This is a genomic window from Acinetobacter sp. Root1280 (genome assembly GCF_001425285.1).
Lineage (GTDB): Bacteria > Pseudomonadota > Gammaproteobacteria > Pseudomonadales > Moraxellaceae > Acinetobacter > Acinetobacter guillouiae.
Genome location: NZ_LMED01000023.1, coordinates 149,583 through 165,542, shown reverse-complemented (window position 1 = coordinate 165,542; position 15,960 = coordinate 149,583). Strand labels below are relative to the sequence as shown.

12 protein-coding genes are annotated in these 15,960 nt (G+C 37.0%); 6 read left to right on the top strand and 6 right to left on the bottom strand.

Annotation, left to right across the window (positions count from 1 at the left end; all coding sequences use genetic code 11):
* Window positions 1–196: 196 nt before the first annotated feature.
* Both ASC84_RS14770 and ASC84_RS14765 read left to right on the top strand, forming a co-directional pair.
* Window positions 197–625, top strand: coding sequence for a hypothetical protein (locus ASC84_RS14770; protein WP_056516052.1), 429 nt, complete (start codon window positions 197–199; stop codon window positions 623–625).
* 299 nt (window positions 626–924) lie between these two features.
* Complete coding sequence (locus ASC84_RS14765; RefSeq protein ID WP_056516049.1) at window positions 925–1,254, top strand: hypothetical protein; 330 nt, start codon at window positions 925–927, stop codon at window positions 1,252–1,254.
* Window positions 1,255–1,411: 157 nt separating this feature from the next.
* Here ASC84_RS14765 and ASC84_RS14760 read toward each other — a convergent pair whose 3' ends face one another.
* The 3 genes from ASC84_RS14760 to ASC84_RS14750 form a co-directional block, all read right to left on the bottom strand.
* Window positions 1,412–2,770, bottom strand: coding sequence for a nucleobase:cation symporter-2 family protein (locus ASC84_RS14760; protein WP_056516047.1), 1,359 nt, complete (start codon window positions 2,768–2,770; stop codon window positions 1,412–1,414).
* A 337-nt stretch (window positions 2,771–3,107) separates the two neighbouring features.
* Entirely contained in the window at window positions 3,108–4,292 is a 1,185-nt protein-coding gene (locus ASC84_RS14755; RefSeq protein ID WP_056516043.1) for a YbfB/YjiJ family MFS transporter, read from the bottom strand.
* A 262-nt stretch (window positions 4,293–4,554) separates the two neighbouring features.
* Window positions 4,555–5,130, bottom strand: a complete 576-nt coding sequence (locus ASC84_RS14750; RefSeq protein ID WP_056516040.1) for a flavin reductase family protein — start codon at window positions 5,128–5,130, stop codon at window positions 4,555–4,557.
* Between the two features lie 196 nt (window positions 5,131–5,326).
* Between ASC84_RS14750 and ASC84_RS14745 the strand changes: the two genes are divergently transcribed.
* The 3 genes from ASC84_RS14745 (at window position 5,327) to ASC84_RS14735 (ending at window position 10,886) form a co-directional block, all read left to right on the top strand.
* The gene (locus tag ASC84_RS14745) at window positions 5,327–6,718 is read left to right on the top strand and encodes an L-cystine transporter (protein ID WP_056516037.1); all 1,392 of its coding nucleotides are present in this window, start codon (window positions 5,327–5,329) and stop codon (window positions 6,716–6,718) included.
* A gap of 412 nt (window positions 6,719–7,130) precedes the next feature.
* Window positions 7,131–7,961: a PhzF family phenazine biosynthesis protein gene (locus ASC84_RS14740; RefSeq protein WP_056516034.1), complete on the top strand. Its 831-nt coding sequence runs from the start codon at window positions 7,131–7,133 to the stop codon at window positions 7,959–7,961.
* A gap of 150 nt (window positions 7,962–8,111) precedes the next feature.
* Window positions 8,112–10,886 carry a pitrilysin family protein gene (locus tag ASC84_RS14735; protein ID WP_056516031.1) on the top strand — a complete coding sequence of 925 codons (2,775 nt, stop codon included), beginning with the start codon at window positions 8,112–8,114 and terminating at the stop codon, window positions 10,884–10,886.
* A gap of 165 nt (window positions 10,887–11,051) precedes the next feature.
* On the opposite strand, the gene ASC84_RS14730 is transcribed toward ASC84_RS14735, so the two are convergent.
* On the bottom strand, window positions 11,052–11,831 hold the full coding sequence (locus ASC84_RS14730; protein ID WP_004721908.1) for a ferredoxin--NADP reductase: 780 nt from the start codon (window positions 11,829–11,831) through the stop codon (window positions 11,052–11,054).
* A 99-nt stretch (window positions 11,832–11,930) separates the two neighbouring features.
* Between ASC84_RS14730 and tsaA the strand changes: the two genes are divergently transcribed.
* Window positions 11,931–12,659 carry a tRNA (N6-threonylcarbamoyladenosine(37)-N6)-methyltransferase TrmO gene (tsaA, locus tag ASC84_RS14725; protein WP_056516030.1) on the top strand — a complete coding sequence of 243 codons (729 nt, stop codon included), beginning with the start codon at window positions 11,931–11,933 and terminating at the stop codon, window positions 12,657–12,659.
* A gap of 91 nt (window positions 12,660–12,750) precedes the next feature.
* On the opposite strand, the gene ASC84_RS14720 is transcribed toward tsaA, so the two are convergent.
* Together ASC84_RS14720 and ASC84_RS14715 are read right to left on the bottom strand one after the other, a co-directional pair.
* Complete coding sequence (locus ASC84_RS14720) at window positions 12,751–14,220, bottom strand: CHAD domain-containing protein (RefSeq protein WP_056516025.1); 1,470 nt, start codon at window positions 14,218–14,220, stop codon at window positions 12,751–12,753.
* A gap of 196 nt (window positions 14,221–14,416) precedes the next feature.
* Window positions 14,417–15,877, bottom strand: a complete 1,461-nt coding sequence (locus tag ASC84_RS14715; RefSeq protein ID WP_004820133.1) for a CYTH domain-containing protein — start codon at window positions 15,875–15,877, stop codon at window positions 14,417–14,419.
* Window positions 15,878–15,960 lie beyond the last annotated feature (83 nt).

The following is a 15,960-nucleotide window of genomic DNA, read 5'->3' as shown; positions in this document are numbered from 1 at the left end:
TTCCAGTCATTAGATGAGATGGCCTAAAATTAAGATTCTGGCGTTTATGTAAAATAAAAGCTAGATTATAGTAAAGTATAATGTATATTTTTTAAAGTTTACTTATGGAAAAGATTTATTATAAAAAGGTAGTATTTTTTAGATAAGATTATTGCCTATTTAAAAATTATTTGTTTATTTTAAATATGGTGAAAATATGAAGAAAATGAGTTATATCGTAGCTTTTTTTTCATTGTTAATGCTGTTTTTTATTTTTGATTTACAAGGTAATTTTCAAACATACTTGAAATACAAAAAGTATTTCAAAGCTTTGTATCTTGGTGAAGAAATGAAGAATAAAAACATGGTCTTGCGAAACTGTTCTGATATATCAATTCAGGATGATTTACATAAAGCGTTTGAAAACATTCCAAAAGCTAATATTAGCTGTCTAAATAAATCGAAATTAATCTATATTGGCCCATATTATGGAGATCATGCAGTTGCTACATTTAGATGTTTTAATGATGATTTAGTTGTTGAGTATAGCTGGACTGATTTTCAGGAATCTTGTTCAATTATCGTATCTAAGAAAAGTTGGAATATTCCTGAAAAATTGACTGTTGAACATCTTAATTCACCTTGAAATATTTAATTTTTTATTTTAATCAACCAATTTAGAGATTTCTATTGTTCCTTGTTTATTGAGCGTATAAACAATCCATTGTTTAGGGTACCTAAGACTGTAAATTATGATCAGATGAAAATCTGACTTATTGGTGTTAATTGAAGATCTTAAAGATGTGGATTTGAATTCTATTCCCCTGTAAAACAAATGGAGGCGGGTTGGATGGAAGAGATTTATGGTTTTCTCCGAACCCTGGAGTAAAATCGTTGGAGATAAGGCTGTCATAAGATGTATAGTCACAAAAATAGGATGCTGATATGGCAGAATCATTTTGGCCAAGTGGAAATGATCAAACGATTATCTGTACTGATTTAGACATCAAAGAATTTTGTAAGCTGTGGGGAAGTCCATTTATTCAAGATTATGAAGATGGCTTAGGTTGGTTTGATTCTACATATATCTATGATTCTCAATTAATAAATACGCCTATCGTTTTTATTAAATATTTAGAATCACCTTATAGTTATACATTGGTCATGATTGATGAGCAGATCAAAGATGTAAGGGCATATGAAGATTTTATTATTAATAAATATTTAATTAATTCTTATATAGATCGTAGAAAATCGGCGTATAAGGATAATTAATATCTTTATATAATCGTCGTTTAAAATTAATTTAATAGACACAATAAAACGTGCAGTTGTCAGATAGAAATAGTGATCATTTGTTAGATGCTTATCAATTTATTGAATTTAACAATCTAAAAAAGCAGAGCTTTTATTAAAGCTCTGCTTTTTTATCTCAATGTATGGCCGTTTGTACATTTTTGACTGAAGATCCAACAGATTTTTTACCAAATGAAAAGTGATTAAAGAAAATATTGAGTAATACTGCTGCTATACATGTCGCACTTATTCCTGAATGAAATAAAGTTTGGAATACTTTGGGAAATGCATGAAAGAAATCAGGGCTGATTAAAGGAATTAAGCCGACACAGATCGACACAGCAACAATGATAAGATTGGATTGGGTTTGATAATCCACTTTAGATAATGTACGAATACCGCTTGCTGCAACGCTACCAAATAAAACAATACCTGCGCCACCTAAAACAGGCATCGGAATCGCAGCAATTAAGCGTCCGAAAATCGGTAATAAACCCAGTACAACTAAAATAGCACCACCCGTTGCTACGACAAAACGACTTTTAACACCTGAAATGGCAACCAGCCCCACGTTTTGGACAAAAGCACATTGCATAAATGAACCAAATAATGGCGCAATCGCAGAAGATAGCATGTCTGCTCTTAAACCATCTGCCAAACGATGACTATCCATTTTTGTATCAACAATTTCACCAATCGCTAAAAGGCTGGCTGTTGTTTCAGTAAGGATTACGATGGTCACGATACACATGGTTAAGATCGCGGACATTTCAAAGCTCGGTAGACCAAAAGCAAATAGATGTGGGAAAGCAAATAAATCACCATTGCCCACTTTTGAAAAGTCGGCAACACCAAGCAGGATGGTAAAAATTGCACCAACAATAATTGAGATGAGTACGCCTAGGCGCGCCATTGTAGCTGAACCAAAGCGACTCACCACAAGTAGCACACCGAGAGTAAAGGCTGCAATCCCAATATTTTCTAGTGAGCCCCATTCGGGTGCTTTAGGGTTACCGCCCATAATCCAGCGGATTGCAACAGGTAAAAGTGAAATCCCGATAATGGTAATAATTGAACCCGTCACAATCGGTGGAAAGAAACGCACTATTTTTGAGAAAAAGGGGGTAATCAATATCCCGAAAATAGAACTGACAATCACAGCACCGAAAATCGTTTGAATATTTCCCCCAGTTGTACCAATCGCGATCATGCTTGCGACAGCAGCAAATGAAGTGCCTTGTACAATTGGAAGTTTTGCACCAAACCACTTTAGTCCAAGCGTTTGTAGTAATGTTGCCAAACCACCCACAAGAATAGATGCCGTAATTAATAAGGCAATTTCAGCTGCATTTAGACCAATCGCCGTACCTACGACCAAAGGTGCCGCAATCAGACCACCATACATGGTGAGTACATGCTGTAAACCAAATGTCAGGTTCTTTCCCGCACTTAAAACTTCATCTTCAGGTTGAATTTTTTTAATTTCAGTATTCATCTTAAAACCTTTATGACTTTGCCATCCCTGTATTACAAAGAGCAATTTATATGCCAAATGGTCAATAATTGTGGGCAAAGTGCTTTAAGTGAAAGCTAAAACTTATGTGTTTGAGGTTGATATCTAAATTATTTCTTTGTGCAAAGCCGATTATTTTACGGTGGATAAAGCTTAGCGTGTTTAGATTGGCGCGATTCTAAAACGAAGCACTAGGCTTCTTTCATCTGTCCTTTTTTAAAGCATAGATTAAGATAAAGCACCCTCATCCTCATCTTCTTCAAAGGGGGGGGGAGAAGCTTTTAATCGCGATATGATTCACACAACATGATCATTTATTTTAGCTTTTATGCAGTTGTGCTTGATGGGTTTGAGAATAGATAAAAAATTGTGCTGTACCTACAGCGAGTACACATGAGGCAAGTATAAATTGCTGATGATAGGAGACACCCCAATGTTGCAAGCTACTAAAACAGATTCCACCAACCAATTGGGTTACGGCAAAAGCTAATGTCGCTATGCTCCATAGTTTTTTATAGGCCACATGATAAAGGTGTAAAATGGTATATGAAGTAAGGAAAACCACAGCAGGATTAAGCAAACCAGTAAAAAAGGATGAGGTATAGGTAAGGATTGGATGGGTTGAAAAAATAGCAATAAAGATTGCCAAGACATATAGGCTATATAATATTTTTAATGCGGTAAAATTGCCAAATTTTCGTGCCAATAAGTAGGCACTAATTGCACCCAAGGCACTGCCTGAACCATACAAAATCCAATTCAAGTTAATTAGATATAAATTAAGATGCAGGGTGTTTTTAAGATAATCAATCCAAAACAATGAGTGGGGAACATAGGCAAAAGCGCTTGAAGCATAGACAATCAGCAAACTAAAATACATACCATTGACTGTCCCCGTTTGATTGTTTGCTACGCTGATATGATCTAGATGATCTTTAAACAGATTGAGTAAATAAACAATGATCAAACAAATGACAGCAGAGAATGCAAATAAAATCATCCAAGCAGATTGTGTGTTGATTCTGTCGAGATAAGGCAAAAAAAGGGTTGCCAATAATACCCCAATGCCAATACCACTAAAGCCAATGAAGTTGATGGTTAAACGTTCTTCAGCTTTGCTGCAATGTGCAACGATACTGGGTGCTAGAATCATCAATAAGCCACCACTGATGCCTGAAATGACACGCCAAAAGACATACCAGCTTTCAGGAAGACCTGAAAAAGCACAACTGAGTAAACTCACCGTTCCAGAAAATGCCGCCAAAATGATATATCGAGGCATGGTAAAGTTTTGAGGCAGTTTCATTGCCCAAAATGCACCAATTAAATACCCCAACAAATTTGCACTGCTTAATATACTGGCAAAACTGGAGTCCCACTGATAAGCAAGACGGGTAGAGGGCAATAATGCAGTATAGGAAAATCGGAGAATGCCAATGCCTAAACACATACACAGGCATAGAAAGATACTCAGCTGAATTTTATTCGATCCGATCTTGGTCATTGTGCAGATTATCCATTTTCCGTTAATTCACCTTAAGGTGAATTTAAAAAAATGACAATAAATAATCAGTATTTAGTTTGGGAATAATCAGGGCTTATTCACATAACTTAACCAGTTGGTAAAATCGAAGCTTACTCTGCGATAAGTATGATTAATATGATGGGCTCAGTCTGTTTAGATTATTGAACAATTATGAATTAAACGTGATTTAGAACAGATTGACCCATCGACAAGCAAATTTCGTAAGGATTAAGCCTATAGATTATAGATTGGCATCTACAGGGTCTCCGATCGTATAGTAATGTCCACCTGCAACATGATGTAGGCTTTTCCATTCAGCACCAACTTCATGGTAATACCAGTGACCATTGCGAAATACACGATCATCCGCATACGCAGCGACGACTTTGCCTATAAATAAATCATGGCTTTGTTGATTATGCGGTTCAGGAATCAGTTCACAGATCAACCATGCAGCGCAGCCTTCAACCGCAGGGAGCTGAAATCCATCAAATTGGAAAAGTGGCGTATGGCAGTGTGAGAGTTTTTCAGGATCATTAAACTGACTGATTGAGCCTAATTGTTGTACCAGCTTAAGTTGTTTGAGTGTCGGTACTTGTAGGATGAAATGACCTGACTTTTCAACTAATTCACGAGTTTTTGTACTTTTGTCTAAAACCACACTCACTTTGGCAGGCACAAGTTCTAATGCACAAGCCCAAGCTGCTGCCATGACATTTTTTTCGTTTTCATACTGGGCTGAGACAAGCACGGTTGGACCGTGATTTAACAGGCGATAAGCCTTAGAAAGTTCAACAGTTTGGATATGTGAATTCATGAGATGGCCTATATTCTGGGTGTTAGTCTTTATTTGTATAAGCTTATACAAAAAATTCATGAGCGCGCTAAAGTGATGTTTTTATTATTAATAGTGCATGTTGCGAAAACAACACTTAAATATCAAAAAATGCTAAAGACTATTGGATATTTCACAATAAGCTTATAATAAAACGATCAAAACTATTGGAACTCGAATGAACTATACGCTCATTTTGAATATTGTCATATTCATTGCCTTGATCATACTGCTGATGCAAACCAGAAAGACAGATTGGAGTCTGGCTAAAAAAGTGTTTGCCGGTTTATGTTTAGGTGTGGTATTTGGGCTAGGATTACATTGGGTTTATGGTACAAATTCTGAAATTTTAACCGAGTCTATTCAATGGTTTAATATCGTTGGAAATGGTTATGTTAAGCTTTTGCAAATGGTAGTGATGCCATTAGTGCTGGTTTCGATCCTGAGTGCTGTGATTAAGTTACATAATGCATCCTCATTAGGCAAGATTAGTATTTTTAGTATTGGTACATTATTAATCACCACGTTTATTGCCGCTTTGGTTGGCGTGTTTGTGGTCAATCTATTTGGATTAAGTGCGGCTGGTCTTGTACAGGGGACACAGGAAACAGCACGTCTTGAAGCAATTCAATCTGAATATATTGGTAAAGTCACAGACTTAAATGTACCTGATTTTATTTTATCTTTTTTGCCGACAAATCCATTTGCTGAACTCACTGGGGCACATCCAACCTCAATCATTAGTGTGGTGATCTTTGCTACGATGCTCGGTTTGGCCGGGCTTAACCTGATCAGAGATGATGCCGAAAAAGGCCAACGTATCGTCACTGCAATTGATACTTTGCAAGCGTGGGTGATGAAGTTAGTTCGATTGGTGATGACGCTTACACCTTATGGTGTATTTGCCTTGATTACGAAAGTCGTGGCAAGTTCTAAAGCCGCTGATATTGTTAATCTTGGTGGTTTCTTGGTTGCCTCTTATCTGGGGCTAGCCATCATGTTTGCGGTACATGCAGTCGTATTATTGCTGACAGGCGTTAACCCAATCCGATTCTTTAAAAAGGTTTTACCTGTATTGACCTTTGCTTTTACCAGCCGTTCGAGTGCGGCAAGTATTCCATTAAATATAGAAGCACAAACTCGCCGTTTGGGTGTGCCTGAGTCTATTGCCAGCTTTTCTGCTTCATTTGGTACAACGATTGGGCAAAATGGTTGTGCGGGTTTATATCCAGCAATGCTTGCGGTGATGGTTGCCCCAACAGTGGGGATTAATCCACTTGATCCGATCTGGATTTTAACTTTAGCTTGCGTGGTGACTTTAAGTTCAATTGGCGTTGCAGGTGTCGGTGGTGGCGCAACCTTTGCTGCACTGATTGTTTTACCGATTATGGGTTTACCTGTGACTTTGGTGGCTTTGCTGATTTCCATTGAGCCTTTGATTGATATGGGGCGTACTGCGTTAAATGTTGATGGTTCGATGACTGCAGGTGTTGTGACCAGTCAATTGATGGGGCAGACAGATCAAAGCATTTTACTTTCAGATGAGAGAGAAGAGTTAAAACATAGTTAACTTATTTTTCTATATTATTTAAATGCCATAAAAAACACCTAAATTAAATTTAGGTGTTTTTTTTCAACTCAAGTTTATCAAACATACTCTGATTCATTAAGCGCTGATTCATTAAAACAAGGCAAAGTATTCACTACTCGAAATAGCAGTTTATCGATCACTTTCTTACAAATATGATGATCGAGTGCTTATAAAGCCACTTCGGAGTTTTATGCTTATTTTCATCGTGCTTATTCCATAATTATTGATCTAGGAAAGGTTATAAATTTCAAATGAATCTCTAAAACAGTTGTATTTTAAATGGTCTATACGATCAAGCTAAAGTTTTAACTGTAACCATTTTAAAACATAGACTGTATCTGTAATCATTTTTAGTATCACTTAGAATAGATTAAAATGAGGAGTTTTGACAATGAAAATGTACCAAGTTGATGCTTTTACACAACAATTATTTAAGGGCAACCCTGCTGCTGTATTGGTCTTAGATGATTGGCTGGATGATGCTTTGATGCAAAATATTGCCTTAGAAAATAATTTAGCAGAAACTGCTTTTGTAAAACGCATTGATGATGAAAATTATCAAATTCGCTGGTTTACACCACAGGTTGAAGTCGATTTTTGTGGGCATGCGACCTTAGCTTCAGCTTTTGTTTTATTTAAAGACTATACCCAAGCGAAGACGATTCATTTTCATGTTAAAGATTTGGGTATTTTTATCATCCAGCAAGCTGAGGATGGAAAGATCCAGATGAATTTCCCGATTCGTCAGCCGCAAAAAGTGATCGATTATCCAGAATTATTGAATCATGTCTTTGATCAGCCTTTTAAAGAAGTCTACCTCAATGCGCAAGCTTATATTCTAGTTTGTGAATCTGCACAAGACGTGATAAATGCAACACCAAACTTACCCAATATCCGAAAAATTGCAGAACAATATCATGTGAGTACCGCATTAACTGCGGAGTCTGCAGGCTATGATGTGACCATTACCGCAGCTTCAAACGATTATGATTATGTGGCTCGCTATTTTGCCCCGCATAAAGGGATAGATGAAGATCCTGTAACAGGTTCAATGCATACTGGTTTAGCGCCTTTATGGGCTGAAAAGCTGGGTAAAACACAACTTATCGGTTATCAAGCATCAGCGCGCGGTGGAAAATTGTTTTGTGATATTCAGGACGGTCAACGTATCGAAATTTCAGGCTATGCACAGTTATTTATGCAAGCTGAGATTTTTATTTAAATTGATTTTAAGCTAGACATGTTCAAATCATTACAAAAGCCGTTGAAATAAACGGCTCTTTTTTCAAAACTTTACTATAAATTTTGTTCAGAATTTCTTAAGATGTTTAGCTTATAACTGTTTAAAATTTAAAAAATTCTGGATTCTCCTATGCTCATGCAGTTGAAAAAACTCACCTTGTCGCTTTGTATTCTTGGTTTTAGTGCGTCTAGTTTTGCTCAAGCCATCCTTGTTAAATCTGAACATAATATCGAAGAATATAAGCTAGAGAATGGCTTTAGAGTTTTACTTGCACCGAATGATAAAGAAAGTAAAGTCTTTATGAATACGGTTTATTTGACTGGTTCATTAAATGATCCACAAGGCAAAGGTGGTCTTGCACATTTACTTGAACATTTAGCCTTTAAAGGCACACAAGATGTAAAAGGCGAAGAATTTCAACGCCGTTTAGATCAATATACTTTAATGACCAATGCCAGTACCGATTATTATTCGACTAAATATACCAATATTGTACGTCCAGACCAGAATACCTTAAACGAAGTGATTTATTTAGAGTCACAACGTATGGACAAATTGGTGCTTCAAGAACAATTCGTTCCTTCAGAAATCAATATTGTGATGCGTGAACGCGAAGTGCGTATGGATCAGCCTTTTGCTGTGCTGATGGATCAAATGTGGAAAGCAGCCTATGGCAACAAGTCATTAGGTCGTTTACCGATTGGTGATCTTGCTGAACTACAGTCAATTAAAATGAATGAATTGAACAAATTCTATAAAGACTGGTATGCACCGAATAATGCAGTGATGGTGATTGCAGGTAAATTTGATAAAGCAGAAGTTTTAAAAGCAATTGATAAAAACTTTAGTGCGATTGCTGCACGTAAGATTCCTGAACAAGCAACAGTGCCTGTACTTGATTCTTCAACCATAAAAAATCGTAATTTTGTGGTGAAAAAGGGCAGTGATCTTGCCAAATTCAATATTTATATGAATGGTAAGAATGAAAAAATTCAGCCGGTATTAGCACTTGCGCCATATTTATATACCTTACAACCGAGTGGTCATCTATATTCAAGTATGGTGGAAACTGGCGTCGCGACCAATGTCCAGTCGACAACATGGTTAGATGATGATTTTAACTTGGTGTTTATGGGGGCGATTTATGCGCCAAACCATGATGCTCAAAAAATTGACAGTGCGTTGATTGCCGATGTAGAAAAGAATAAAAGTTTTGATGATGTTGAATTAAAACGGGTTAAAAATCTGATCCAGAATGCCAATGAGAGTTTATTGACCAGTGCGGCTGCTGTCGGTGGTATGTTGAGTGATTATGTGGTGTCATCGCATGGCAATTGGGCACAATATTTTAAAGATCAACAGGCCATTCAAAAGTTAAGCGTAGCTGAAACTAATTCAACTTTAAAAGCATTTTTAACTGAGCAGCACCGTTTTAATGGTGATATTCAACCGACACCTGAAGATCAGAAAAAGGCCTTGGAGCAAAAGCAAGCTGCTGAAAAACCAAAAACTTTAGATCAACAAGCTGCTGCTGTAGAACCTTTAAAAGATGTCAGTGTTTATCAAGCTGAAGTTGCTCAATATGTTGAAAAATCCAAACAATATTTAACTGCAACAGAGAAAAAGATTCAACGTGGCACTTTAAAAAATGGGATGAAGTATGCCTTATTCCCGACCTCGACACGTGATGATAAAACCTATGCAACCATAGAGGTTAATTTTGGTACAGCTGAATCTTTAATGAATAAGGCACAAATCCTCGATTTTACGGCTTATTTATTATTACGTGCTTCTGAGCAATATAGCTTACAGAACATTGCAGATAAAACTATTGAAGCAAGTGGTGGAGCAACTGCGACTGCATCGGATAACGGGATTACTATTCAAATTTCAGCGAAAAAAGAAAAATTTGAAGAGTTTTTCAAATATATCGTGTCGGTGATGAAGAGCCCTAAATTTGAACAATCGCAATTTGATTTAATTAAATTACAAAGCTTATCTAGTTTGGATCGACCATATACTGAGCCTGAAACAGTATCCTCTTTAACCATTGCTCGTCTACTTGAAACCTATCAGCCGGGTGATTTACGTTATCATTTTGAACCAGAACTGGCTAAACAACAGATTCAAGCAGCAACCAACCAACAAGTTGTCGATTTATATAAAACATACTTTGCAATGGACCATGCCTTTATTTCTATCACTGGGCAATATGATGCAAAACCGATCAAGAAGTTACTTGAGCAACAATTTGGGAATTGGTCAGCTAAACAACCTTATCAGCGACTATCAACAGAATTTACCACTTACAAAGCGCAGAAAGTGCATGCCCTTTCAGAACAACGTGAGTTTGGTAGTTATCAAGCTTTGCAGACCTTGCCTGTAGGTGTGGACAATAAAGATGCCGCAGCACTGATTGTCTTTAGTTATATTTTGGGTGACTCGCAATTGTCTTCACGTTTAGGACAAGAGCTTCGTGAAAAAAATGCGTTGGTTTATGGTTTTGGTAGTCAATTAAACTTGGACTCTTTCAATGAAGCTGGTGCATTGTCGATCGAAGCCAATTACACAGCAGGGAAATCTGCTGAAGTATCGCAAGTAGTGCGTAAAGTTCTGAATGACTTATTAGCGACAGGAGTAACCAGTCAGGAGTTGGAAGCGGCTAAAGCCAATATCATGAAGCAACGTGTGACGTCTTTAGAAGATGAGCGCGTAATTCATCGTATGTTAAACAGCCAGCTTGAACGCAATAAGAAAATGGATAGTCGTGCTTTAAGAGATCAAGAGTTTGCTCAACTGACCAAAGCTGATGTGGATGCTGTGATTAAGAAGTATATTAAACCTGATCAATTGGTTGAAGTAATGGCTGACCAATATGGTCAAGCTCAGAAAAATCTAAATTGATGATTTAAATGACTCAAGGAAAGCCATACATTTGTATGGCTTTTTTATAACGATACAAGATCAATAAAAATGAGCTATCAAGCTGTACTAATTTATATTGATTAAATTCAAAAAAACCGAGGTATTTAACCTCGGTTTTCAATTTAACGCTGCTTGAAAAATAAATTATTTTTCAACAAAAGCGCGTTCAATCACGTAGTCGCCTAAAACACCCATTTTAGGGGATTCTTTCAGGCCGTGTTGGTCAAGAAGCTCGACAACATCGTCAAGGAATGCTGGGCTACCACAAAGCATTGCGCGGTCAGTTTCAGGATTAAAACGTGGTAAGCCAATTTTTTCAAATAATGCACCAGATTCAATCGCAGTAGTTACACGACCTTGGGTATGGAAATCTTCACGGGTTACAGTTGGGTAGTAAACCAATTTGTCTTTAATACCCAGCTCTTCAAAAAACTCATTGTTTGGAAGTTCATTGAGAATCAGGTCTTGGTAAGCCAATTCAGAAATAAAGCGTGTACCATGTACCACGATAACTTTCTCAAAACGCTCATAGGTTTCTGGATCGCGAATCGTTGATAAGAATGGTGCTAGCCCTGTACCCGATGAAAGAAGGTATAAGTTTTTACCCGGATTCAAATCATCAAGCACTAAAGTACCTGTAGGTTTTTTAGAAATTAGAATTTCATCACCAACTTTTACTTTTTGCAAAATAGAAGTTAAAGGACCATCAGGCACTTTAATTGAGAAAAACTCTAATTCTTCTTCGTAGTTAGCGCTTGCAATAGAATATGCTCGCATTAAAGGCTTACCATTGACTTCAAGACCAATCATCACAAATTGACCATTTTTAAAACGTAATGCAGTATCACGTGTGGTCTTAAAACTGAATAGAGTGTCATTCCAGTGGTGTACGTGAGTAATCTTTTCGACGTTGAAAGCAGCCATTAAAGGTCTCAATAAATTATCAAATTAGAACAGCCTGCTATTCTAATCTAAAATCATTCTCGATAAACTGAATATATTTAATTGAACTTATCAGAAAAAATGATTATGACTGAGTTAAGTCTCCCGATTATTGGGATTATGCGTTCTCCTTATGTTGAAAAATTTGGTATTCCTCGACAACCAAATCTGGTTCAGGTGGAGTCTTTTATCGAAATGCATGCACCCTACAATGTCTTAGAAGCATTTGAGGGAATCGAAGAATTTAGTCATTTATGGTTGATCTGGCAGTTTCATGGCAATAAAAATCAACAAGATAAAGATAAGTTCCGTCCTCAAGTGAGGCCGCCACGTTTAGGTGGAAATAAAAAAATCGGTGTATTTGCAACACGCAGTATGTATCGCCCAGCACCGATCGGTTTATCTGTAGTACAACTTAAAGCTGTCAAAAAAGAGGGGAATGCAGTTCGTGTATATGTGACAGGCAGTGACCTTTTAGATGGTACGCCGATTATCGATATTAAACCTTATATTCATTATTCTGATGCTGTGGATGCGGCGCAAAGTGGTTATGCCCAGCATGAGCCTGTTCGTAAACAGGTTATTTGGTCTGAGCATGCTCAGCAATTAAAAAGTAAATTTCTTCAAACAGCTGACATGGACCCAAAATATATCGCTGAACTTGAGTCGGTACTGGCTTTAGATCCTCGACCAGCTTATCAGCATGATGATGCGCGTATTTATGGGATGCGTTTTGGGCAATTTAATATTAAATTTAGCTGTGCAGAAGAAGCGATCCTGATTCAGGGCATTGAGTCGTTCAATTATTGAAAACGTGATTCCATATCCTCCGTAAAATTTATGCGCTTTTGTCCGCTGTGATCGGAGCATCTCGGTTTAAAGAGCAGGATAGTAGCTACAATTACTCTAAAACGGCTGTCTTGGCAAACTGCAGCAAATCTTGTTGTGATTTCAGCAAAAGCCGTTGCTGTTCTGCGGCAATCCAGCCCAAAGCAAACCAGATTTGGGGTTCTGTTTTGACCAATTTTTTTAACACATCTTCAGCAACAATCAGGTCATTGTAGAGACCTAAACTTTCTTGAGCAGGCTTTATAGCTTTTAAATATTTTTTGACTTGGCTTTTATCCGATAATGATGCAACAAACTCAATACTATAACGCAAACGCTTTAAGTTTTTACGAGTACGGTGCCGTGCTTCGATGTCTAAATTTAAATAGTTTTCTGCGTCAGTTTGAATTTTGCGATGTAATTGTCTAACTTTTTTAAATGCTGCTTTATGTACAGCTATTTGAGATTTTTCACTTGATTCTTGGGCAATAAATTGAATTAGGGATAGGACCAAATAATTAAAATTAAAAGATCTAAACAGTTTGGTTAATTTTTGCGAATCGACATCTTGTGGTTCTGCAAGTTTAAACTTAGGTACACCAGCAGCCTCAAGCTGAGGTAATAACTCCTCTCGAATCATATCTAAATCACGAGCCGAACCGAGTTGTCTAAATAGTTCGGTTAACTGTGTTTGCCAAGTGGGATCGATATGCAAAGACCAATTTGAAAAGGTTTTTAAAGCACTTCTTAAGCGACGAATTGCCACACGTGCCTGATGAATATGTTTGGAATTAAAGTTTCCAGATGCAATTGCTGTAGTGTTGGGGAGTAGATGCGATAAGCAATTATTCACGATCTTTTTTAATGCATTCTCAGGGTGATCCTTTGAATCAAGAACAAGTGGCGTTTGCAACTGTACGGGATTGTCTGGAGCATTTTGTGCAAGCTGAAAACCTTGCTGTGCTTTGCTACGGGTATCAAGCCATAAGTTATAGCGTTTCATCCGAGGTAAGATAAAAGAAATAAGATCTTGAACAGTGCCTTGCTTCAGTTCAAATTCTAATTCACGTAATGCGAGACGCTGTTGATGGGCGATGATATGACCATGATCATAACTGACTTCAATTTCACTATTTTGAAATTTAAATAAGCTGAGCTTTCTTTCGATGTCTGTTTGAAACTGAACTTCTAATCCGTCTTTATGTTGCTCTAATAAGTGTTTAATATTTTTAGCAATATGCTTATTGCTGAGATAATTTTTTAGATCTAATTCTGTTTCCGCGCTTTCGATATTTTCCTCAAATTCAGCACGTTTGAGTCTTTGTTCTGTTGGAAGTTTGAGGGTTTGTACCCATTGCTGATTTTCTTGATCATCTTCAAGGCGTTGACGAAGTGAAATTGAATGTTCAGACAAAATAAATTGTGCCGTATCATAGTATTTGGCTTGTAAGTGCTGAATATTGGTATCTTTTCTTTGAAACGCTTTAATGAGCATTTCTTGCTTTTCTTCAGGTATTTGGAATTTCAATTCAATTTCAAACATGCTTATCGTTCCTTTTTTATTACTTATTCTCTCGATTTTAATCCGATAAATTGTTTTTTTTGAGTTTTTAATGAATGATTACAAATTCGCAACGTGAATACTCATGCGACTACAAATATTCAAATTTATGCAGTATTTAAAGAGATGATTTTATTCAATAATTTAATCAATAAAACCATCTCTTGTTGTTGCTGATTTATTTTAAAAACTTACGGCTGACCAAGAACTGTTCCGTCGCTTCAAGCAGTTTTTCTGCATAAGCTTCTTGTTTTGCGGTAAGCCAGCCTAAGGCAAACCAATCACTGGCTTCTAGGTCGGTTTGTTGTAGGTAAGATGATGATGAAGCAAGCACTTGATATTGCTCACAAGCTTGTTGAGCATCATTTAAAGATTTCGCATATTTTTGTAAGTTTTTAACATCATAGATATTAGTTAGGATTGGAAAGCTAAATTTTAATTCATTTAAATGCTGAGCCAGCGCTTCTAAACTTTCAAGGTCAGATAGATCGGCTTCATTTAAACTTTCTTGTAGTTGTCGATACTGATTTTGCAATGTATTTTGCGCAAACCATTTTAAGTCATGGGTTGGCGCTTTCGCAGACTGTCCTAAACTGAACATGAGTAATTCTAAATAGTGCTGCACATTTTGAGTCGATTTGACCAAATTGATGAGTTTTTCATTGGCATACAAAATATCCCGATCTAAACTTTGCGCCGTTTTCGGGTTTTGCAGTAAAGCACCTAATGTGCGTTGCATATGTTCAAAATGCTGTAAGTTTTTAAAGTGACTCTCAAACGCTGAAAGTTGATGTGACCATTTATCCGTTTTGGTATCTGTCCAATCTTTAAACAGAGAAAGACTTAAATGTAAATGGTGTAGGGCAGTCTGTGCTTGAATAATATGTTCAGGCTGGGCAACCTGTGCAGAAATCGCGGCAATATTTGGCAATAAATGTTGTAATTGACTGGCAATAAGCACACGTAAATTTTTATCTGCAGTGTCTTTTTTATTTAAAATGGTTTCTTTGCTGAGCTGTGCTGGACTGACTTTTTGATCCACAGTCAATAAGTGTCCAAACTCAGCTTTACTACGTACATCGAGCCATAAGTGATACTTTTTAACCCATTCAAAACTAAAGGCTAAAAGTGATTGAATTGAGCCACTTTTTAACTCAAATTCTACTTCATGAATTTCTTGTTTGGCGGTTTCAGTTCTGACTTCACCAATATCGAGGCTGATTTCAATTTCAGCATCTTCAAACTGAATCACACGGATGGTACGTTGGATGTCAGTTTCAAATTGTAATTGAAGTTCGTCAAATTTATCCCCCAATGCATTTTTTAAAACAGCAAGTGCTTCGGGTTTATTCTGGTAAATATCAAGATCTAAATGTGGGGCTTCAGCAAGTTCACCTAAATCAATATTGTCTTCAAAGCGTTGTAAATGGCTTTTGGTGGCGGCTTTTAATGTTTGTACCCAACGCGTTCCTTCTAAGCGTTGACGTAGTGCAGCGCCGTGTTGGGACATCTGACGATCAGGCGTGTCGTAGTATTTTGCTTGTAATTGAATAATTTGGGATTTTTTAGGATCTAATGCTTTGAGGAGTGCATTGCGGCGGGCTTCCGGAATTTGAAACTTTAATTCAACTTCAAGCATGTGAGGGTCCTAAGTGTTAATCATGGTTATTAGAGAGTTAAACATTCTTGAATGTTTAATCTGGCATTGTAACTTAAAATGTG